Source organism: Aquamicrobium aerolatum DSM 21857 (assembly GCF_900113935.1).
Lineage (GTDB): Bacteria > Pseudomonadota > Alphaproteobacteria > Rhizobiales > Rhizobiaceae > Aerobium > Aerobium aerolatum.
Genome location: NZ_FORF01000012.1, coordinates 40,282 through 60,704 on the forward strand (window position 1 = coordinate 40,282; position 20,423 = coordinate 60,704).

Below are 20,423 nucleotides of genomic sequence, written 5' to 3' on the forward strand. Positions count from 1 at the left end.
TTCAACCTTCTTCAACTGTCTCTATGGCCGTGCCGCCATCCACCGCCGGCAGCACAATCCTTACCAATGCCCCGCGCCCGCCGAAAAACGCCTCCGGCGCGTCATGGAGTTCGAGTCGCCCTCCATGGTCCTCGACAATCTTCTTGACGATAGCGAGGCCAAGCCCTGTCCCCTTTTCGCGGGTCGTCATATAGGGCTCCAGCAGTCGCTGGCGGTTTTCACGTGGCAGGCCCTTGCCGTTGTCGATGACCTCGACACAGATCTCATTGCCGATCCGCCGCGATGTAATCCTGATAACTCCGCCCACGCCCTCTGCGCGCGGAGCAGCATCGATCCCTTCTGCGGCATTCTTGATCAGGTTGCCGAACGCCTGGCTCAGCAGCCTCGTGTCAAATGTGCCCATCAGTTTCTGGGTGCCGAAATCGCGTTCAAAGGTTATGTCCGGCCTGCTGACTTCCACGAGGAACGATGCCTCATGCAGTCCTTCGCGAAGATCGACAACCTTCATGTCCGGTTTTGGCATGCGCGCGAAAGCCGAAAACTCGTCGACCATCCTGCCAATATCGCCAACCTGACGGATAATGGTTTCAGTGCACTGGTCGAACACCGCCTTGTCTTCGACGATGACCTTCCCAAACCGACGACGGATTCGTTCGGCGGATAGCTGGATCGGCGTGAGCGGGTTCTTGATTTCGTGAGCGATGCGGCGCGCAACGTCCGCCCAGGCTGACGACCTTTGCGCCGACACCAGGTCGGTAATATCGTCAACCGTCACGACATAGGAGGTTTGCCGATCGGTTGCGCCATCTTCTTCGATGGTCACCTGGATATCGAATGTTCGTTCCGCGCCACCGCGATAGAACTGGACTTGCTCACGATAAACCGGCTTGTCAAATTCGAGCGCATTGACGAACACACTTCCCACGTGGGGCAGAACTTCAACCAGACTTTTGCCCAGCACTGCGTCTGAACGGATCAGCAGCATTTTTTCTGTCGAACGGTTGATGATTGAAATCGTCCCGTCACGCTCGACGCCAATCACCCCTGCTGTCACGCCAGCAAGAACCGCCTCGGAAAAACGGCGTCTCTCGTCAATGACGTCCTTGGCGTCGAGAATTTCATTGCGCTGCGACTGCAGCTGCAGGATCATCTTGTTGAAGGTATCGCCCAGCGAAGCGACGTCGCCGTCCGACTGCCGGATCGGAACCGCAACATTCAGATTGCCGGTAGCCACCTCATCGGCCGCACTGATCAATTGCCGGATCGGTCGCACAAGCCGGTCCGCAACCGCAATTCCGGTCCAGATGGCCGACAAGACGACCATCAGCGTGACGCCCAGATAGATCAGTGCGAACGCGATCTGCGTTGATACGCGATTGTTCTCCAGCGACTTGTACTCGTCAGTGTTCGCACGCACGATTTGGCGCGCGCGAATGACTTCCGGGTCGACGGTACGGATCGTATAAAGATAGGCGTCGTCGATTTCCTGCAGTTTTACAACAGCCCCCACAATGCTGCGGTTATTGGGCGGGATCAGGACCGGCAGACCGTCCTTCGCGGTCTGTATGACCTCCAGATACGGGGCTGGCATCGGAAAGACCGCACTGGTCTCTGCCTGCATGATCAGCGAGCCATCGGAACGCACAATCGCTGCATGATCGAGTTCGCGAGCCTGCGCCTGCCGGCTGAGAAGCACACGAAAGCCCGTACGGTCGAGCGTGTACAAAGTCCGGTTGGAATCGAGGTCGAACGCCATCGAAACCGTCGTCCCCTGCAGGTTACGGGCGTTCTCGTTGACATAGGCCTCGGCGATCGACATCGACGAGTTGATGATGACCTTGGTGCGAATTTCGAACCAGCGATCCAGCCCGAGCTCAAGCGTCACCGATGCCACGATTGCCACCAGAATTGCCGGAATCGCAGCGACCAGCGAAAACAGGGTGACAATGCGCACATGCAGCCGCGAAGCGGCCTTGCCATGCCTGCGGGCCGTCACGATGCGATGGACTTCGCGGGCAATCAGCCCTGTCAGCAACAGAATGAATGCAGCGTTGATGCCGATCAGCACCAGCGTCGTGGTCTCATTCGGTGTGATGGGGGTGAGGCCGAGCAGCACGACAAAGGAAAGCGCTGACGTCAGCAACGCCCCAACGATCGCCGCAATGCCCTGCAAAGCGAGCAATCGCCGCCCGTCCGCGCTACGCGGATGCCCCACCTCTGCCTCGCTCATGACGGGTGTCTGCAACGCCATTCGAATTCCATCAAGCCTCTCTTGCGTGGCACCTATGCAACGCATTGTGGCAATTGTGCAACGGAGTTCGCGCGGTGGGTAGTCCTATTTGCCAGTCCACACCAAAATTGCGTCAATCGGACTATCTGGATGCGCGATATACGCTCACGCCCAATTCTCTGATCTTCTTGCGCAGGGTGTTGCGGTTGAGGCCAAGCAGTTCCGCGGCCTTGATCTGATTGCCGCGTGTGGCGGTCATCGCGGCCAGAACCAATGGATATTCTACTTCCGCCAGCACGCGCTGATAAAGGCCCGGGGGTGGCAACTCGCCGTCAAACCCCGCGAAATAACGCTGCAGCTGAATCTCCACAGCTTGTGAAATGGTGATGTCGTCTGGAGCTCCGCCTGAGAGGGCAGCAGGCGAAGATGCTTCTTGCGTATGCAGTTCCGCTTCAACGATCTCGGCGCTGATCTCGTCCTGCGGATAGAGCGCCGCCAGTCGCCGCACCAGATTTTCCAGCTCGCGCACATTTCCCGGCCATGGGTGACGCTTCATGAGTTCCATGGCTTTGGATGCAATGTGTTTGGCTTGCAGCCCTTCCTTCTCTCCCTGCCTGAAAAAATGGCGGACCAGGTCCGGCACGTCTTCGGAGCGTTCGCGCAATGGCGGCAGGCGCAGTGGCACGACATTCAGGCGGTAGAACAGGTCTTCGCGAAACAGGCCCTGATTGATCAGGTGGCGCAGATCCTTGTTGGTTGCAGCCACGATGCGCACATCGGTGCGAATCGGCGTTCGTCCGCCAACGGTCATGTATTCGCCCTGCTGCAGCACACGCAAAAGTCGTGTCTGCGCTTCCATGGGCATGTCCCCGATTTCATCGAGAAAGAGAGTTCCTCCGTCGGCCTGCTCGAATCTGCCCGCCGAACGATGCTGGGCACCCGTGAAAGCACCTTTCTCATGGCCGAAAAGATCAGACTCAATCAGATCGCGTGGAATCGCCGCCATGTTGATGGCGACAAACGGCCCATTTCGACGCCGGCCATATTCGTGCAGCGCACGGGCGACGAGTTCCTTTCCGGTTCCTGATTCTCCAGTAATCATCACCGTCAGGTCAGTCTGCATCAGCCGCGCCAGCACGCGGTAGATGTCCTGCATCGCCGCCGAACGTCCGACCAGCGGCATCGGCTCCGGTACCTCTTCGCTGCGCATTTCGCGACCGCTCGACTTCGGTTCCGAAAGTGCGCGATTGACGATGGTGATCAGTTCGGTCAGGTCGAACGGCTTTGGCAGATATTCGTAAGCGCCGGTTTCGGAAGCCCGAATTGCCGTCATGAACGTGTTTTGCGCGCTCATCACGATAACCGGCAGCTCTGGCCTTGCCTTGCGCATGCGCGGCAGCAGGTCGAAAGCGTTCTCGTCCGGCATCACCACGTCAGTGATGACGACATCGCCCTCGCCGGCAGAAACCCAGCGCCACAGCGTCGCGGCATTGGACGCGGCCCTCACCTCGTGCCCCGCCCGCGACAACGCTTGGCTCAGGACCGTGCGGACCGAGGCGTCATCGTCGGCGATGAGAACGGTTCCGCTGATGGTCATTCGCTGGGCTCCTTTTCAAAGTTGTGGTTGGCCTCACGCGGTTCTTTCCAGCTCGGCATGAGGATCCTGAAGGTGGTTCCATGCGTCGACGACTCGCACTCGATGACACCGCCGTGCTCGCCCACAATCTTCGCGACCAGCGCAAGCCCGAGGCCTGAGCCGTTCTGCTTTGTGGTGATGAACGGGTCGAATAGGATCGGCACGAGGTCGTCCGCGACGCCCGTCCCGCTGTCATGGACGCAAAACTCCAGTGGCAGCGACACGCGGTCACTGGAGCCGGGCACGGAAACACGCATGCCAGGACGAAACGCGGTTGAAAGAGAAATCTGACCGTTGGGATCGCCGCCGATCGCCTCGGCGGCGTTTTTCACCAGGTTGAGGAAAACTTGTATCAGCTGGTCGCGATTGGCCAGCACGGGTGGCAGCGAAGGGTCGTAGTCCTCAACGAAACGGATCTTGCTTGCGAACCCGTTTTGCGCGATCGCCTTCACATGGTCGAGCACAATGTGGATATTCACCGGCTGGCGGTCGATGGGCCGTTCATCCGAAAACACCTCCATGCGGTCGACCAGCGACACGATACGATCGGTCTCGTCGGTGATAAGGCGTGTCAGAGCGCGGTCTTCATCGGAAACCGCCGTTTCCAGCAGCTGCGCTGCACCACGGATCCCCGACAGCGGGTTTTTGATCTCATGAGCCAGCATCATCGCCAGCCCGGTCACGGAGCGCGCGGCGCCGCGATGGTTCAGCTGACGCTCGATCTTGTCGGCCATCGACCGCTCCTGAAACATCACCACGACGTTCCCCGGAATTTCAACCACCGGTGCCACATAGAGATCGACCATCCGTTCGGCCCCAAGGCGCGGCGAGGAAATGTCTACCCGGTACTCGTGAAATGGAGCGCGGCGCTCGCGCACCTGTTCTACGAGGGTAATCAGCGGGCTGTCATAGGGGACAAACCGCTCCAGGCCATCCCGCGCCAGCATCACCGCGCTTGAGCGGAAGAAGTCCTCCGCATCCGCGTTTGCGAACACGATCTTGCCGTCAGGGTCGACCATGATAACCGGGTGCCGGATCGTGTTAAGCACGATCGAAGCAAGGTCAGTGGCGGCATCTGGCTTGTTCATTGTGGGATAGTCTTTGCCGGTTCGCGTTCCAGGAAGACGCTGCGCAAAGTGTCAATGACTTGCTGCGTTTCAAGCGACGTCATGATGGTTCGACGTCGTTCGTCGTCCACGTCAGATGCATGGCGATCGAGGTACCATCCGAGATGCTTGCGGGCCGCCCGCAGACCTTGCTGAGTGCCGTAAAGCTTCAGCATGTCCTCGTAGTGCGATGTAATATATTTGAAAATATCAATTCCGGTGAGTGGGATATCTGGCCCCTGCACCCCCGCAGCCTCGGCCGCAATCGCACCGGCCAGCCACGGCGCACCATAATGACTACGACCGACCATGACCGCGTCGGCGCCGGACTGCTCCAGAATGCCGACGGCATCCGCAAGGTCGGCGACGTCGCCATTCGCGACAACGGGAATACTGACCGCCTCCTTCACATGACGGATCGCCGACCAGTCGGCCCGCCCCTTGTAGAACTGGCAACGCGTGCGGCCATGGATCGTAACCATGGAAACACCCGCCTCTTGCGCCCGACGCGCGATTGATGGCGCATTCAGATCGTCATCGTCCCAACCAAGGCGCATCTTGACCGTGACCGGAACATCAACCGCCCCGATGACGGCCTCGATCAGGGTCAGGGCATGATCCGGCTCGCGCATCAGGGCCGAGCCGCAATAGCCGCCAGTCACCTTCTTGGCCGGACAGCCCATATTGATATCGATGACGTCGGCACCCTGGTCGACTGCGATGCGGGCACCCTCCGCCATCCACCGCCCTTCGCGTCCAGCCAACTGAACCACATGGATCGGCACGTCAGGACGCTGAATGCGAAGTTGTGAGTTCCGGCTCCCCTTCGCCAGCTCACCACTGGCAACCATTTCGGACACAACCAGCCCCGCACCGTGGCGCACGGCACGTTGCCTGAAGGGTTCGTCGGTAATTCCGGAAAGTGGAGCGAGGAACACGCGGTTCCCGATCAAATTATGACCGAGCCGCAGAGGTGTCGCTAGGGTGGCGACAGAAGACATGCACAAAAACCAAGCAGTGAAGATGATTGCTTATTAACTAAACAGATTCATGCTGCGGCGCAATGTGAGAATTGCTGCCTTCGCGGAAATCAGAATAAATCTGGCCTTGAGACCCTTCGGCCTCTAGAGGGTAGGCAGGGCGCTAGCCAGCGGGGCACGCGCTGATAACGGCAAAACACGCAAGAACGGCGAATCCATGACGTCAGGCAAAATCGGGGTTGTTATTGTCGCTGCCGGACGTGGCGAGCGCGCTGGACAGTCTGCCGAGGGACCAAAACAGTACCGTTCCATCGGCGGCGAACCCGTCATCCGACGCACGCTGCGCGCATTTGCAGGCCATCCTGCGATCTCGGACATCGTCGTTGCAATCCATGCTGACGACGCGACGCAGTTCGACCGTGCCGCAGGCGATCTTCGGCCCCGCATGCGCACTGTTGTCGGTGGCGGTACCCGACAAGAATCGACCCTGCATGCCCTTGCCGCCCTCGCCGACAGCGACCTGGATTTCGTCCTCATACACGACGGCGTGCGGCCTTTTGTAGATGGCAGCCTGATTGATCGGGTTATCGCTGGCGTCGATCAAGGGCGAGGCAGCCTGCCTGCCCTGCCCGTCTCGGACACCTTGAAGAACGCCAGCGCTGACAGGATTGTTATCGGTACAACCGATCGGGCCGGTCTTTTTGCTGCCCAGACACCGCAGGGTTTTCCGTTCGCCGCTATTCTCGAAGCGCATCAGCGGGCAGCGGAAGCCGGGCGGGACGATTTCACCGATGACGCCGCCATTGCCGAATGGGCGAAAATTCCTGTCCGGATCGTGGACGGAAACGCGGACAATACTAAAATCACTTGGGCAAAGGATCTCGAAATGGCCAACCTGCGTCTCGCACAGTCAGCATCTTTCCCGGATGTGCGCACCGGCAATGGCTACGATGTGCACGCATTCGAGCCTGGCGACGGCGTCATCCTGTGCGGGCACAAAATTCCTTTCGACAAGAAGCTCAGCGGCCATTCGGACGCTGATGTCGGCCTCCATGCCTTGACCGACGCGCTGCTTGCAACCTGCGGTGCAGGCGACATCGGCACGCACTTCCCTCCGTCGGACATGAAATGGAAAGACGCTGCCTCGCATATTTTCGTCGAGGAAGCGGTGCGCATCGTCCGTTCAAAGGGCGGACGCATTGCCAACGCCGACATCACTTTGATCTGCGAAGCCCCGAAAATCGGCCCTCACCGCGAAGCTATGACCGAAAGTCTGGCAAAGATGCTCGGAATTTCGAAAGAGCGCATCTCGGTCAAGGCGACGACCAATGAGCGCCTTGGCTTCGTGGGGCGTGAAGAGGGCATCGCCGCAATCGTTACCGCGAGCGTCGTCTACCCCGGAGAACTGCCAGAATGAGCGAAACCGTCGACCTTACGCGCCGGCTCCTGGAAATCTGCAAGCGTCACGGCACCTTGGTCGCGACAGCCGAATCCTGCACCGGCGGCATGATCGTCTCGCTGATGACCGATTTGCCCGGTTCATCCTCGATGGTCGACCGTGGCTTCGTTACCTATTCCAATGAGGCCAAGATGGAAATGCTCGGCGTGCGCAAGGAAACGCTCGACGAGCATGGCGCGGTTTCCGAGCAGACCGCGCTGGAGATGGCTAGCGGCGCGCTTGAGCGCTCGAATGCCGGCCTCGCCATATCGGTTACCGGCATTGCTGGCCCGGATGGCGGCAGTGCGGAGAAACCTGTCGGTCTCGTCTGGTTCGGCCTGGCAATGCACGGGCGTCGGCCGGTCGCTGAACGGCGGATCTTTGAGAATCTCGGTCGCGATTATGTCCGTCGCCAGACCGTCCACCACGCTGTGACGATGGCGCTCGCCGCGCTTGAGGAAGGCCGTACAGCCTAGGCGCTTTGCCCGTAGATCGCGTCGGCGCGCTTTTCGAACGCGTCGGTGAACATGCGAAAGGCGCGGTCGAACATCGCGCCCATCAGCGCGCCCAGAACGCGGCTCTTGAACTCGTAATCGATGAAGAAGTGGACGGTCGTCACCCCCTCGCCTGCGGGTTCGAATCGCCAGATATTGCTCAGATATTTGAACGGGCCATCGACATATTTGACGACGATCTGGTTTTGGGCTGGCTTCAGCACAACCTGGCTGGTGAACGTCTCACGGATCGCCTTGTAGCCGACGGTCATGTCGGCCACCAGCAACGTCAGGTCGCCGCGCTCGCGGCGAGTGCGAATGCTCAGCGCCTCGCACATTGGCAGAAATTCCGGATAGCGCTCGATGTCCGCGACCAACGCGAACATCTTTTCGGGCGAATGCTTTATGACACGCGTCGTTTCAAACTGCGGCATGTGGGAAACGCTACGCTTTCCCTGCCAGCTTCTTTTCGCGGTTTGCGCGAAGACGGGCAAAATCGTCACCTGCATGGTGCGACGAACGTGTCAGCGGGCTCGAAGCCACCATCAGGAAGCCCTTCGTATAGGCAATCGTCTCATAGGACTTGAACTCGTCGGGCGTTACGAACGCCTTGACCGGATGATGCTTGCGCGAAGGCGCGAGGTACTGGCCAAGCGTGATGAAGTCGACATCGGCGACACGCAGGTCGTCCATCAACTGCAGCACTTCGTTACGCTCCTCGCCGAGCCCGAGCATGATGCCGGACTTGGTGAAGATCGTCGGGTCAAGTTCCTTCACCCGCTGGAGAAGCCGGATCGAGTGGAAATAGCGCGCGCCGGGGCGAACCGTCAGATAGTTCGACGCGACGGTTTCCAGGTTGTGGTTGAACACGTCGGGCCGCGCCGCGACCACGATCTCAAGAGCGTTCGCCTTGTCCTTGCGCAGAAAGTCCGGCGTTAGGATTTCGATCGTCGTCGCGGGAGAGCTTTCGCGGATCGCGTGGATCACGTCCGCAAAATGCTGCGCACCGCCATCGGCAAGATCATCCCGGTCAACCGAGGTGATCACCACATGGCTGAGTGCCATCTGCTTGACCGCCTTGGCCACATTTGCCGGCTCGTTCGCATCAAGCGCGGTCGGCACACCGGTGGCGACGTTGCAGAACGCGCAGGCACGGGTGCAGATTTCACCCATGATCATGAAGGTCGCGTGCTTCTTGTCCCAGCACTCGCCGATATTCGGGCAGCCGGCTTCCTGGCACACCGTCACCAGATTGTTGTTCTGCACGATATCGCGGGTTTCGAGAAACCCCTTCGACACCGGTGCCTTGACGCGAATCCACTCCGGCTTGCGCAGCACCTCCTGATCGGGCCGGTGGGCCTTCTCCGGGTGGCGCGGGCGGGGCTTGTCGACAAGGTTGAGTACGGTGACCATTCAGCTAGTGTCCTTCTGGTGCCGCCGATATAGGCAATTCGGGCGGCAAATGAAACCGCCCTCACGCCTTACATGTTCAGCACGCGTCCGTAGGCGTCGAGCACGCTTTCCTTCATCGCTTCCGAGAGTGTCGGATGCGGGAAGATCGTATGCATCAGTTCTTCTTCGGTGGTTTCCAGGTTCATAGCGATCACGAAGCCCTGAATGAGTTCGGTCACCTCTGGGCCCACCATGTGCGCGCCGAGCAACTCGCCGGTCTTCTTGTCGAAGATCGTCTTGACCAGACCCTGATCGTCACCGAGCGCGACGGCCTTGCCATTGGCGATAAACTGGAAGCGACCGACGCGGATGTCGCGGCCAGCTTCCTTCGCCTTAGCTTCCGTGAGCCCCACAGAGGCCACCTGCGGATGGCAATAGGTGCAGCCCGGAACGCGGGACTTGTCCAGCGGATGAACGTTGAGCCCTGCGATCTTTTCCACGCAGATGACAGCCTCATGCTCGGCCTTGTGCGCCAGCATCGGCGGACCTGCGACGTCGCCGATCGCGTAGACGCCAGCAACATTCGTGCGGCAATATTCGTCGATGGCAATCGCGCCGCGATCGAGCTTCACGCCGATGGCCTCGAGGCCAAGGTTTTCGGAGTTACACTGAACGCCGACGGCCGAAATCATCCGGTCTGCAGTGATCTTCTCGACCGAACCGTCCTTCTTCTCGACATGCGCAGTAACCGAATTGGCCGACTTTTCGACCTTCGTTACCTTCGCCTCGAGGATGAACTTCATTCCCTGCTTTTCGAGACGCTTCTGGGCGAACTTGGAGATTTCCGCGTCTTCCACCGGCATGATCTGCGGCATCAGTTCGACAACGGTGACGTCGACGCCCATCGTGCGATAGAACGAAGCGAACTCGATGCCGATGGCGCCCGATCCCATCACCAGCAGTGATTTGGGCATTTCCGGCGGCACCATTGCCTCGAAATAGGTCCAGATTAGCTTGCCGTCCGGCTCGAAGCCCGGCAGTGCGCGTGGGCGTGCGCCGGTGGCAACGATGATGTGCTTGGCCGAGTAGGTGCCCTCACCCTTGGCGTTCTTCGGTGCTGGCGCCTGCGGCTGCATGATCGTCTTGGTGGTCTTGCTGACGACGATCTCGTTGGGCTTGGTGAATTTGGCCTCGCCCCAGATGATGTCGACCTTGTTCTTCTTCATCAGCATGCCGACGCCGCCATTCATGCGCTCGGCAATGCCACGCGAACGTGCAACGATAGCCTTCAGGTCCGGCTTCGCGCCGGAGATGTCGATGCCATACGCCTTGCCTTCATTGGCAAGGTGCATCACTTCGGCAGAGCGCAACAGCGCTTTGGTCGGAATGCAGCCCCAGTTGGAGCAGATTCCAGCCAGATGCTCGCGTTCGACAATCGCCGTCTTCAGGCCCAGCTGTGCGGCGCGAATGGCTGCAATATAGCCGCCGGGGCCAGCACCGATGATGATGACGTCGTAACTGGTATCGGCCACAGGGCTCTCCTCGTCAAATTCCCAGCATCATCCGCACGATGGGCTCGAGCCCCTTGCCGATGGCACGTGTGTTGTTTTCGTCAAGATGGACACCGTCGATCGGCGAGGTTTGCGCAACCGAACCGGCGTCAAAGAAGCCGCAGCCTTCAGCGTCGGCAAGATCGGAATACAGGCTTGCCAGCATCTTGGAATGCTCGATGCCACCGGCAAACATGGCTGCGAACTCGAAGTTCGCGGTTTCGCACAGCGCCGGGGGTGCCACGATCAGCACCTCCGGCGGTTCTGTGGTGCGGTCGCGCGTCGCGTTCAGCCGTACGATTTCGACAAGGCGGCGCATCCCCTGCATCGCGGCAAGCGCGGTCCCCGCGATTGCCGGTTTCATGTCGTTCGACCCGAGCATCAGAATGACGAGATCGAGCGGCGCGTGCGTGTACAGGCTCGTTGGCAGGATGCGAACGCCGTTACGGTCGCAGGCCGCCAGATGCTCGTCAAAACCTGTCGTGCGACCGCGCAGTCCGTCCGTAATCACCTGCACTTCGGGACCAAGCGCCTTCTGCAGCACATTGGGCCAGCGAACTTCGAACGGATGACGTTCGCCGGTCGCCGGGGCGCTTCCCCACGTGATGCTGTCGCCGTAGCAGAGGATTGTCTTCATGTGCGCGTGCCTTCCGCGTGATGCCGACTTAGCGCAAATTGCGCAGACCGAGAGCCACGAAAAGGAACAGAACTCCATTGGAGATCAGTTCAACCCCAAGCAGAATACCAAGGATGCTCGCGGCGGACGCTGGGAAATCGGCCAGGATCATGACGCCCAAAACGAGCGAAACGAGCCCTGAAAACAAGACCCACCCCCAACCGGTCACCGGGCGCAGCGAAAACGAGTACATGATTTTCACGACGCCGGTTGCGATGAAGAGCACCGCGACCAGAAGTGTCAGCGAGATCATGCCGGCAAGCGGATTGAAGATCAGCGAGCCGCCAACGATCAGTGACAAAAGACCGAACAGAAGCGCCCAGATGAAGCCGCCCCATCCCTGCACCTGAAACGCCTGAAATATCTGGACGATACCCAGCAGGGCAAAGACCCAGCCTGCCATCATGGTGGCGGCAAGAGTTGCCGCAAACGGATTAAACAGCGCGAGAACGCCACCGATCAGCGAGATGACGGCAAGCACCGCCATCCAGATCCAGGATTTTCTCATTCCTTCTTCATGCACGGTCATGGTCATGGCATCTGCCTCCACGTCAAAAGCCGGACACTATTGACCGGCTTTCCATACTCCGTGCGCCCCGTCGGGACGCAAAACTGCATGGCAACACCGGAAGCCGTTTCCGGCTCCCGGCAAAATCTATCACACCAGCATGCTGAGCGGGTTTTCAATGGTCCGCTTGAACGCAGCCAGCATTTCGGCTCCGAGCGCGCCGTCCACCGCACGGTGGTCGGTCGACAGCGTCACCGACATCACGTTGGCGACCACGACCGCGCCGTCCTTCACCACGGCCCGCTGCTCACCTGCGCCAACCGCCAGAATTGTGGCATGCGGCGGGTTGATGACGGCGGCGAAGTCCTTGATGCCGAACATGCCGAGGTTCGAAACGGCCGTCGTGCCGCCCTGATACTCTTCCGGCTTGAGCTTGCGATTGCGCGCGCGAACCGCCAGATCCTTCATCTCGTTCGAGATGGTGGAGAGCGTCTTTTCCTCGGCCTTGCGGATGATCGGGGTGATCAGGCCGCCGGGGATCGACACCGCAACGCCGACATCGGCGTGCTTGTGCTTCAGCATGCCCGCATCCGTCCACGAAACATTCGCGTCCGGAACCGCCTTCAGCGCAACGGCCATCGCCTTGATGACCATGTCATTGACGGAAAGCTTGTAGGCAGGCGTTTCGCCCTTCTCTGTCTTCACCACCGGAGCGGCATCGTTGAGCTGCTTGCGCAGCGCCAGCAGCGCATCGATCTCGCAATCGATGGTGAGGTAGAAGTGCGGAACCGTGCTCTTGGCTTCCACCAGGCGACGCGCAATCGTCTTGCGCATGTTGTCGTGCGGGATCAGCTCGTAGCTGTCAGGCTCGAACAGCTTGAGAACAGCATCATCGGACATCGCCTTTGGCGCTGGTGCTGCTGTATCCGCAGCCTTGCCAGCGGCAGCTGCCTTCGGCGCAACGCCGCCAGCGATCGCTGCATCCACGTCAGCCTTGATCACCCGGCCCTTGGGCCCGGTGCCGGAGATGGCCGTGATCTCGACGCCAGCGTCCTTGGCGACGCGACGCGCCAGAGGAGAGGCGAAAACGCGCTCCCCGGATGCTGCAGGGGCCGCAGCCACCGTGGCCGGAGCGGGCGCTGCCGCTGTTGGCTGAACCGCCGGAGCGGGTGCCGCAGCCTCGGCCTTGGCAGGTTCTGCCTTGGCTTCGGCCGGCTTCCCGGCCGCAGCGCTCGCCACGTCCTCGCTGTCTTCGGCGAGGATTGCGATCACTGCGTTGACTTTCACGCCTTCCGTTCCCGCCGCAACGAGAATCTTCGCGACGGTGCCTTCATCGACGGATTCGACTTCCATCGTCGCCTTGTCGGTTTCGATTTCGGCGATCACATCGCCGGGCGAAACCTTGTCGCCTTCCTTGACCAGCCACTTTGCGAGGTTGCCCTCCTCCATGGTCGGTGACAGCGCAGGCATGGTGATTTCAATCGGCATGGCGGCGCCCCCCTTAGCTGCGGTAAGTGACGGCTTTGACCGCTTCAACCACCTCGGCCACGCTTGGCAGAGCCAGCTTTTCGAGGTTGGCCGCATACGGCATCGGCACGTCCTTGCCCGCAATGGTGATCACAGGCGCATCAAGATAGTCGAAAATCTCGCGCTGCACGCGGTTGGCGATGAAATCGCCGACCGAAGACTGCGGGAAGCCTTCTTCCACCACGACGAGGCGGTTGGTCTTGCGAACCGATGCCATGATCGTGTCGAAATCGAGCGGACGAATAGTGCGCAGATCGATGATCTCGACGTCGAGCCCCATGGCGCGCAGCTCGGCTTCAGCCTTGACCGCGTAGACCATGCCGATGCCGAAGGAAACCAGCGTGACGTCCTTGCCCTGCTTGTGGATGCGCGCCTTGCCAATCGGCAGCACGAAGTCATCCATCTTCGGCACGTCGAAGGTCTGGCCGTACAGGATTTCGTTTTCAAGGAAGATGATCGGGTTCGGGTCGCGGATCGCCGCCTTCAGCAAGCCCTTCGCATCGGCTGCTGAATAAGGCATGACGACCTTGAGGCCCGGAATGTGGCCGTACCACGCCGCATAGCACTGCGAGTGCTGGGCTGCGACGCGTGCAGCAGCGCCGTTAGGGCCACGGAACACGATCGGAGCGCCCATCTGGCCGCCTGCCATGTAAAGCGTCTTGGCTGCCGAGTTCACGATCTGGTCGATCGCCTGCATGGCGAAGTTGAACGTCATGAATTCGACGATCGGCTTCAGTCCTGCAAACGATGCACCGATGCCAACGCCGGCAAAGCCATGCTCGGTGATCGGCGTATCGACCACGCGGCGCGGGCCGAATTCCTGCAGCAAGCCTTGCGTGATCTTGTAGGCGCCCTGATATTCCGCGACCTCTTCGCCCATGACGAAAACGTCTTCGTCGCGGCGCATTTCTTCGGCCATGGCGTCGCGCAGCGCTTCACGAACGGTCGTCGGGACCATTTCGGTGCCAGCCGGAATATCCGGGTCAGCTGCTGCTTCGAATTTCGGCGCGGCAGGAACCGGGGCCGGCGTGCTTGCAGGTGCAGCTTCCTGAGCCGCAGCCTTCGGCGCTGCGTCAGGTTCTGCAGGCTTCGCCGCTGGCGCAGCGTCGGCGCTTTCGCCTTCCTGCAGTAGAACTGCGATCGGCGTATTCACCTTCACGCCTTCGGTGCCTTCAGCCACGAGGATCTTGCCCAGCGTGCCTTCATCGACGGCTTCGACTTCCATCGTTGCCTTGTCGGTTTCAATCTCGGCGATGACGTCGCCTGGCGACACGGCGTCGCCTTCCTTCTTCAGCCATTTCGAAAGGTTGCCCTCTTCCATCGTCGGGGAGAGAGCGGGCATCAGGATTTCAATCGGCATGATCGGCCTTCTCCCTTAGATGAGCACGTCGGTGTAGAGCTCGGACGGATCCGGCTCCGGGTCGGTCTGGGCGAAATCGGCCGAGTCTGCGACGATATCGCGGACTTCCTTGTCGATCGCCTTCAGATCGTCTTCCGTGGCCCACTTCGAATCCAGCAAGCGCGCCTTGACCTGCTCGATCGGGTCGTGCTCGGAGCGCATCTTCTGCACTTCGTCCTTCGAACGGTACTTCGCCGGGTCGGACATCGAGTGACCGCGATAGCGGTAGGTTTCCATCTCGAGGATGATTGGGCCATTGCCCTCACGGCACCACTCGACCGCAAGGTCGCTGGCGCTCTTGACGGCGCGCACGTCCATGCCATCGACCTGGATGCCCGGAATGCGGAAGGAAACACCGCGCTGCGAGAAATTGGTCTCGGCCGACGAACGGGTCACGGCAGTGCCCATGGCGTAACGGTTGTTCTCGATCACGTAGATCACCGGAAGCTTCCACAGCGATGCCATGTTGAAGCTCTCGTAGACCTGGCCCTGGTTGGCCGCGCCGTCGCCGAAATAGGTCAGCGAAACGCTGTCATTGCCGCGGTACTTGTTGGCGAAGGCCAGACCGGTGCCGAGCGGAACCTGCGCACCGACGATGCCGTGGCCGCCGTAAAAGTTCTTCTCTTTCGAGAACATGTGCATGGAGCCGCCCTTGCCGCGGGAGTAGCCTCCGCGACGGCCGGTCAGCTCGGCCATGACGCCGCGCGGGTCCATGTCCATTGCCAGCATGTGGCCGTGATCGCGATAGGCGGTGATCATCTGATCGCCTTCCTTGATCGCCATGGCCATGCCGGTCACCACTGCTTCCTGACCGATATAGAGGTGGCAGAAACCGCCAATGAAGCCCATGCCATAGAGCTGGCCTGCCTTCTCCTCGAAACGGCGGATCAGCAGCATGTCACGATATGCCTTGAGATCCTGCTCCTTGGTGAAGCTGGCTGGCGGCGGCGTTTTCAGTGCTGGCTGGGCTTTGCCATCCGCCCGGGATCTGGCGGATGTTTTCCTGGCGTTTGTCGCCATAGGTCGCTCCCTTTCGTAAAGTCTCTTCGCGGACAGAGAAGCGCACCCGCTCCCCCCGATTGACTGAAAGGCTAGCACGGCGCAGCGCGTTTCGCCATGCAGAAAATGCATAGCTGACATGCGTGTAACCGATTAAAATTAAAGAACAAATCAACGATTAACCGACTTCAGGTTAATCGCAGATCGCCCTACTTCCGCATGATGATAACTTCATCCGGAAGAGCGAGGCTGAGACTACGCCGCGCATATTCGTCCAGCATGTCCCTCTCGATGGTTCCGTCTTGAAGCAGAGCGACCCGCTTCTCCAGCTTGATACGCTGACCACGAACCTTGTCGAGCGACTGCTCCAGCACGGCCACACGCTCCTGCAGCCGATGCTTGGAGTATATGCCATATTCGCCATGGTAGGCATGAAAACCGAAATAGGGAAGAACGAGCGCGGCAATGGCCGGGACGATCAACGCGCCGGTATTTCTTTTCTTGTGCTGACGTGTCCACATGGCGAAACTAACTCAAATACAATTCGCCCACTTCGCACGATTATGTTTAAGGGGCGGTTACCATCGCAACCGCCCCTCTCAAATCATCAGCCCTTCAGGATGCCCTTCCCGGCATACCGGGCGCTCCGGCCCAGCTCCTCCTCGATGCGAAGAAGCTGGTTGTACTTGGCCGTCCGGTCAGACCGCGCCAGCGAGCCGGTCTTGATCTGACCGCAGTTGGTCGCAACTGCGAGGTCGGCAATGGTCGAATCTTCCGTCTCACCCGAACGATGCGACATGACGGCGGTGTAGGCAGCCTTATGCGCCGTCTCGACCGCGTCGAGCGTCTCGGTCAGCGTGCCGATCTGGTTGACCTTGACCAGAATCGAGTTGGCGACGCCCATGCGGATGCCGTCGCGCAGGCGCGCGGAGTTGGTCACGAACAGATCGTCGCCGACGAGCTGAACGTTGTCGCCAACCAGCTCGGTCAGATACTTCCAGCCGTCCCAGTCATCTTCGGACATGCCATCTTCGATGGAGATGATCGGGTAGTCCGCTGACAGCTTGGCGAGGTACTCGGCCTGCGCCTTCGGATCGCGGGTCTGATTCTCGCCTTCGTAGACGTAGTTGCCATCCTTGAAGAACTCGGTTGCCGCGCAGTCGAGCGCAATCGAGACGTCTTCGCCCGGCTTGAAGCCGGCCTTTTCGATAGACGCCATGACGAAATCGAGTGCGGCAGTCGCGCTCAGAAGGTTCGGGGCGAATCCGCCTTCGTCACCCACATTGGTGTTGTGGCCAGCATCCTTCAGACCCTTCTTGAGCGTGTGGAAAATTTCCGCACCCCAACGCAGCCCCTCGCGGAAGGAATCCGCGCCGACCGGCATGATCATGAATTCCTGGAAGTCGATCGGATTGTCAGCGTGGGCGCCGCCGTTGATGATGTTCATCATCGGCACAGGCAGGACGTGAGCGCTGGCGCCGCCGACATAGCGATAGAGCGGCAAGGCTGTTGCCTGGGCAGCAGCCTTGGCCACAGCAAGCGAGACGCCGAGAATGGCGTTGGCACCCAGACGGCTCTTGTTGGCAGTGCCATCAAGTTCGATCAGGGTCTGATCGATCTGGATCTGGTTTTCCGCCTCAAGACCGCCGATGGCCTCGTAGATTTCACCATTGACGGCATCGACGGCGTTCTTGACGCCCTTGCCGAGATAGCGTGCACCGCCATCGCGAAGCTCAACCGCTTCATGCGCACCGGTGGATGCACCCGACGGGACAGCGGCGCGACCAAGCGAACCGTCTTCGAGCATGACGTCTACTTCGACGGTCGGATTGCCCCGGCTGTCGAGAATTTCGCGACCGATAATATCGATAATGGCTGTCATGGAAGCGCCCTTGTAATTGGAGGATGGCAGGTGCCGTCCTCTTAGACCAAACGGCGTCGCCGACGCAATCAGCAGCAAGTGGTCAGACGACCAAACAGCAGCTTCAGACAGTTTCAATTCTACCGCAGGGTTGGCAGAGGGTGAATATCACCGGAGGCTGGACGAGATGCAGCCCAGCCTCCACGCCAAGCTCCAGCTCAGATCCAATATGGTGGAACCTTGTAGTAGGTGTAGGCATCGTCGCGGACGCGCGTGCCGTCGCCGGTCAGGTCGCTGATGTCATGGACGGGTGCCGCTTCAAGCTGCTCCTTGCTGAATGGCACCACATAGCCATTGTGGCCTGGATCGTAGTCCAGCGATGCCCATGGCACGGCATGGTATTTCTCACCGATGCCAAGGAAGCCGCCAAAGCCGATGACCGCGAACATGATGTTGTTCGACATCTTGTCGAGCATCACATTCTCGATGCTGCCGATATGGCGTCCTTCAGTGTTGTAAACCTCGGTGCCGATGACGCGCGAGGCCTGAATCGCTGACGTGTGTCCGGAAGGTGTTGTCATGACCTGGCTCCTCTGTTTTTCGCCCCGTGGTCATTTAATGTGCCACGGAGCGTGAGGTTCCCGGATACGCAGGCAAGATAGTTCGTAGCAGATCAGCCGCGCTTGGCGATCCGGTCGAACTCCATCAGGGTTTCGAGGAGACGCGGCATGTCCTTCAGCGGCACCATATTGGGGCCATCGGATGGCGCGTTGTCGGGGTCCTGATGCGTCTCGATGAAGACGCCGGCAACGCCGACGGAAACGGCGGCACGCGCCAGGGTCTCGACGAAGCGACGGTCACCGCCGGACGAGCCGCCCTGCCCGCCTGGCTGCTGAACCGAATGGGTCGCATCGAAAATCACCGGAGCGCCGAACTCGGCCATGATCGGCAGCGCGCGCATGTCGGACACGAGCGTGTTGTAGCCAAACGACGCGCCGCGCTCGGTGACCATCACGTTGGCATTGCCAGAAGCGACCACCTTGGCGACGACGTTTTTCATGTCCCAGGGAGCAAGGAACTGGCCCTTCTTGACGTTGACGATCTTGCCGGTGTTGGCGGCGGCAATCAGAAGGTCGGTCTGGCGCGACAGGAAGGCAGGGATCTGCAGGATGTCGACCACTTCGGCAACGATGGCGCACTGCTCTTCATTGTGCACGTCGGTGAGCAGCGGAAGGTTCAGGTCTCGACGAAGATCGGCAAAGATCGGCAGGGCGGCTTCAAGCCCCGCGCCACGCTTGCCCGACAGGGACGTGCGGTTGGCCTTGTCGAAAGACGTCTTGTAGACGAGCCCGATGCCCAGCGAGGCGCACATCTCTTTCAGCGCACCGGCGATATCGAAGGCGTGCTGGCGGGTTTCCAGCTGGCACGGGCCTGCAATCAGCGACAGCGGCAGCGTGTTGGAGAAGGTGACATCACCGGCGGTGACGGCTGGATTTGGCTGCGTCATGACGCTGTTTCCTCAAAAGCAAAGAATGCACCCTGGCCGGGGGCAGGTGGAACGATGATCAGGTTCGATAGGTGGGAATAGTCGACGCCTGTCGCATCAAGCGCCTGCGCCGTTTGAGCGAGGCTGCGCGAGGCGAAAACGATACCCGCAAGCTCAAGGCTGCCGCCTTTGACGGGCGCGGTACGAAAACGCGTTGCCATGGCGCTGGGCGTCAGGACGCCGATCTCGGCATTGCCCGTCTGCACCAGCAATTCGCCATTGCCGGTTTGCGGATGCCGATTGGCCAGGGCGGCAAGGAAGGTGTCAAAGCTGCGCGGCGAAGGAGCGACAGCGACGATCCGCGAAAGACCCTGCACCGCATTGACGTGCACGGCGAGCGCACCACGGCCACCCGAAGGCGCGTCGACGCGTTCGCAGGTGAAGAAAAAGGTGTCTTGCAGATCGGCCGGGGCGGTGAAGGCCAGCCGGAACGAGACTGTTCGCGCCACGCCTTCCGCGTCGCGGTAGGCCCGTGAGAAATCGAGACGCGGCCCAGCTGACAATCCGGCTGCAACGAACTCCGCATGATCGGCATCAGCGTCGTCAGAGGCCATCACGATGGAAGAGAAGCCTTCCTCGCCGCGATTGGTGCGGAAGGCACGGTCACGCGCAACGAACACGTTGCCGTCAGCGCAGGCAGCGTCCGCCAGCGCCTGATCATGGACCGCCAGGCTCTCAAGAAAAGTGTCGTCCGCGAAATAGACGCACGCATTGGCGGTGCCGAAGGGGTGAACGCCATCGGGCGCAACCGTGAAGCCGAGTGCGTCCAGCCTTGCGCGAGCCACATCGAGATCGGCAGTCGGCAGGACGAGATGGTCAATCGATCTGGGCGTCATGAGCGGGTCTTAGAATGAACGCGGATGCATCGCAAGGGTCGCACGCTGGGCCAAGCCACCAGAGACCGTTGCCACGCCCCGATTTCGGTCTGGCTATTGAGGTGGGAAGACAGGCGGCCGATTGGTCGCTGTGTCTGTTGTAGTACGTGCAACCTTACGGCCGCCCGCCCGGCACTCTCAGCACACCCGTCTGCCTACTAAGTGGAAATCTACTCGGCAAAGCCGCCGCTATCCAGTTGCGACGC

Annotated in this window: 19 protein-coding genes; 2 read left to right on the forward strand and 17 right to left on the reverse strand. The window is 60.3% G+C overall.

What is annotated here, in order from left to right; all coding sequences use genetic code 11:
* Position 1 precedes the first annotated feature (1 nt).
* The 4 genes from BMZ42_RS11220 to dusB form a co-directional block, all read right to left on the reverse strand.
* Complete coding sequence (locus BMZ42_RS11220; RefSeq protein WP_420492464.1) at positions 2–2,296, reverse strand: sensor histidine kinase NtrY-like; 2,295 nt, start codon at positions 2,294–2,296, stop codon at positions 2–4.
* A 76-nt stretch (positions 2,297–2,372) separates the two neighbouring features.
* Positions 2,373–3,827, reverse strand: a complete 1,455-nt coding sequence (ntrC, locus tag BMZ42_RS11225) for a nitrogen regulation protein NR(I) (RefSeq protein ID WP_091522304.1) — start codon at positions 3,825–3,827, stop codon at positions 2,373–2,375.
* The gene (locus BMZ42_RS11230) at positions 3,824–4,954 is read right to left on the reverse strand and encodes a two-component system sensor histidine kinase NtrB (protein ID WP_091522306.1); all 1,131 of its coding nucleotides are present in this window, start codon (positions 4,952–4,954) and stop codon (positions 3,824–3,826) included. Before BMZ42_RS11230 ends, ntrC begins: the two co-directional genes overlap by 4 nt.
* Entirely contained in the window at positions 4,951–5,973 is a 1,023-nt protein-coding gene (gene dusB, locus BMZ42_RS11235; protein WP_091522309.1) for a tRNA dihydrouridine synthase DusB, read from the reverse strand. Before dusB ends, BMZ42_RS11230 begins: the two co-directional genes overlap by 4 nt.
* Positions 5,974–6,169: 196 nt before the next feature.
* Between dusB and BMZ42_RS11240 the strand changes: the two genes are divergently transcribed.
* The gene (locus BMZ42_RS11240) at positions 6,170–7,369 is read left to right on the forward strand and encodes a bifunctional 2-C-methyl-D-erythritol 4-phosphate cytidylyltransferase/2-C-methyl-D-erythritol 2,4-cyclodiphosphate synthase (RefSeq protein ID WP_091522312.1); all 1,200 of its coding nucleotides are present in this window, start codon (positions 6,170–6,172) and stop codon (positions 7,367–7,369) included.
* Positions 7,366–7,866: a CinA family protein gene (locus BMZ42_RS11245; RefSeq protein WP_091522315.1), complete on the forward strand. Its 501-nt coding sequence runs from the start codon at positions 7,366–7,368 to the stop codon at positions 7,864–7,866. The genes BMZ42_RS11240 and BMZ42_RS11245 overlap by 4 nt, the downstream gene beginning before the upstream one ends.
* Here BMZ42_RS11245 and BMZ42_RS11250 read toward each other — a convergent pair.
* The 13 genes from BMZ42_RS11250 to BMZ42_RS11310 form a co-directional block, all read right to left on the reverse strand.
* The gene (locus tag BMZ42_RS11250) at positions 7,863–8,318 is read right to left on the reverse strand and encodes a type II toxin-antitoxin system RatA family toxin (protein WP_091522317.1); all 456 of its coding nucleotides are present in this window, start codon (positions 8,316–8,318) and stop codon (positions 7,863–7,865) included. The genes BMZ42_RS11245 and BMZ42_RS11250 overlap by 4 nt on opposite strands.
* Before the next feature lie 10 nt (positions 8,319–8,328).
* On the reverse strand, positions 8,329–9,297 hold the full coding sequence (lipA, locus tag BMZ42_RS11255; RefSeq protein ID WP_091522319.1) for a lipoyl synthase: 969 nt from the start codon (positions 9,295–9,297) through the stop codon (positions 8,329–8,331).
* 68 nt (positions 9,298–9,365) lie between these two features.
* Positions 9,366–10,808 (reverse strand): dihydrolipoyl dehydrogenase, encoded by a 1,443-nt coding sequence (gene lpdA / locus BMZ42_RS11260; RefSeq protein WP_091522321.1) that lies wholly within the window; start codon positions 10,806–10,808, stop codon positions 9,366–9,368.
* A gap of 13 nt (positions 10,809–10,821) precedes the next feature.
* Positions 10,822–11,463 carry an SGNH/GDSL hydrolase family protein gene (locus BMZ42_RS11265; RefSeq protein WP_091522325.1) on the reverse strand — a complete coding sequence of 214 codons (642 nt, stop codon included), beginning with the start codon at positions 11,461–11,463 and terminating at the stop codon, positions 10,822–10,824.
* 28 nt (positions 11,464–11,491) lie between these two features.
* Positions 11,492–12,037 carry an HdeD family acid-resistance protein gene (locus BMZ42_RS11270; RefSeq protein WP_091522522.1) on the reverse strand — a complete coding sequence of 182 codons (546 nt, stop codon included), beginning with the start codon at positions 12,035–12,037 and terminating at the stop codon, positions 11,492–11,494.
* Positions 12,038–12,160: 123 nt separating this feature from the next.
* Positions 12,161–13,498, reverse strand: a complete 1,338-nt coding sequence (locus BMZ42_RS11275; protein WP_091522328.1) for a pyruvate dehydrogenase complex dihydrolipoamide acetyltransferase — start codon at positions 13,496–13,498, stop codon at positions 12,161–12,163.
* Positions 13,499–13,511: 13 nt separating this feature from the next.
* Positions 13,512–14,897, reverse strand: a complete 1,386-nt coding sequence (locus tag BMZ42_RS11280; protein WP_091522330.1) for a pyruvate dehydrogenase complex E1 component subunit beta — start codon at positions 14,895–14,897, stop codon at positions 13,512–13,514.
* Between the two features lie 15 nt (positions 14,898–14,912).
* Complete coding sequence (pdhA, locus tag BMZ42_RS11285; RefSeq protein WP_091522333.1) at positions 14,913–15,956, reverse strand: pyruvate dehydrogenase (acetyl-transferring) E1 component subunit alpha; 1,044 nt, start codon at positions 15,954–15,956, stop codon at positions 14,913–14,915.
* 188 nt (positions 15,957–16,144) lie between these two features.
* Complete coding sequence (locus BMZ42_RS11290) at positions 16,145–16,456, reverse strand: FtsB family cell division protein (protein WP_091522335.1); 312 nt, start codon at positions 16,454–16,456, stop codon at positions 16,145–16,147.
* Between the two features lie 86 nt (positions 16,457–16,542).
* The gene (gene eno / locus BMZ42_RS11295; RefSeq protein ID WP_091522525.1) at positions 16,543–17,817 is read right to left on the reverse strand and encodes a phosphopyruvate hydratase; all 1,275 of its coding nucleotides are present in this window, start codon (positions 17,815–17,817) and stop codon (positions 16,543–16,545) included.
* Positions 17,818–18,014: 197 nt separating this feature from the next.
* Positions 18,015–18,377: a PRC-barrel domain-containing protein gene (locus BMZ42_RS11300; protein ID WP_091522337.1), complete on the reverse strand. Its 363-nt coding sequence runs from the start codon at positions 18,375–18,377 to the stop codon at positions 18,015–18,017.
* A gap of 92 nt (positions 18,378–18,469) precedes the next feature.
* Positions 18,470–19,303 (reverse strand): 3-deoxy-8-phosphooctulonate synthase, encoded by an 834-nt coding sequence (gene kdsA, locus BMZ42_RS11305; RefSeq protein WP_091522340.1) that lies wholly within the window; start codon positions 19,301–19,303, stop codon positions 18,470–18,472.
* Entirely contained in the window at positions 19,300–20,178 is an 879-nt protein-coding gene (locus BMZ42_RS11310; protein ID WP_091522343.1) for a VOC family protein, read from the reverse strand. Before BMZ42_RS11310 ends, kdsA begins: the two co-directional genes overlap by 4 nt.
* Positions 20,179–20,423 lie beyond the last annotated feature (245 nt).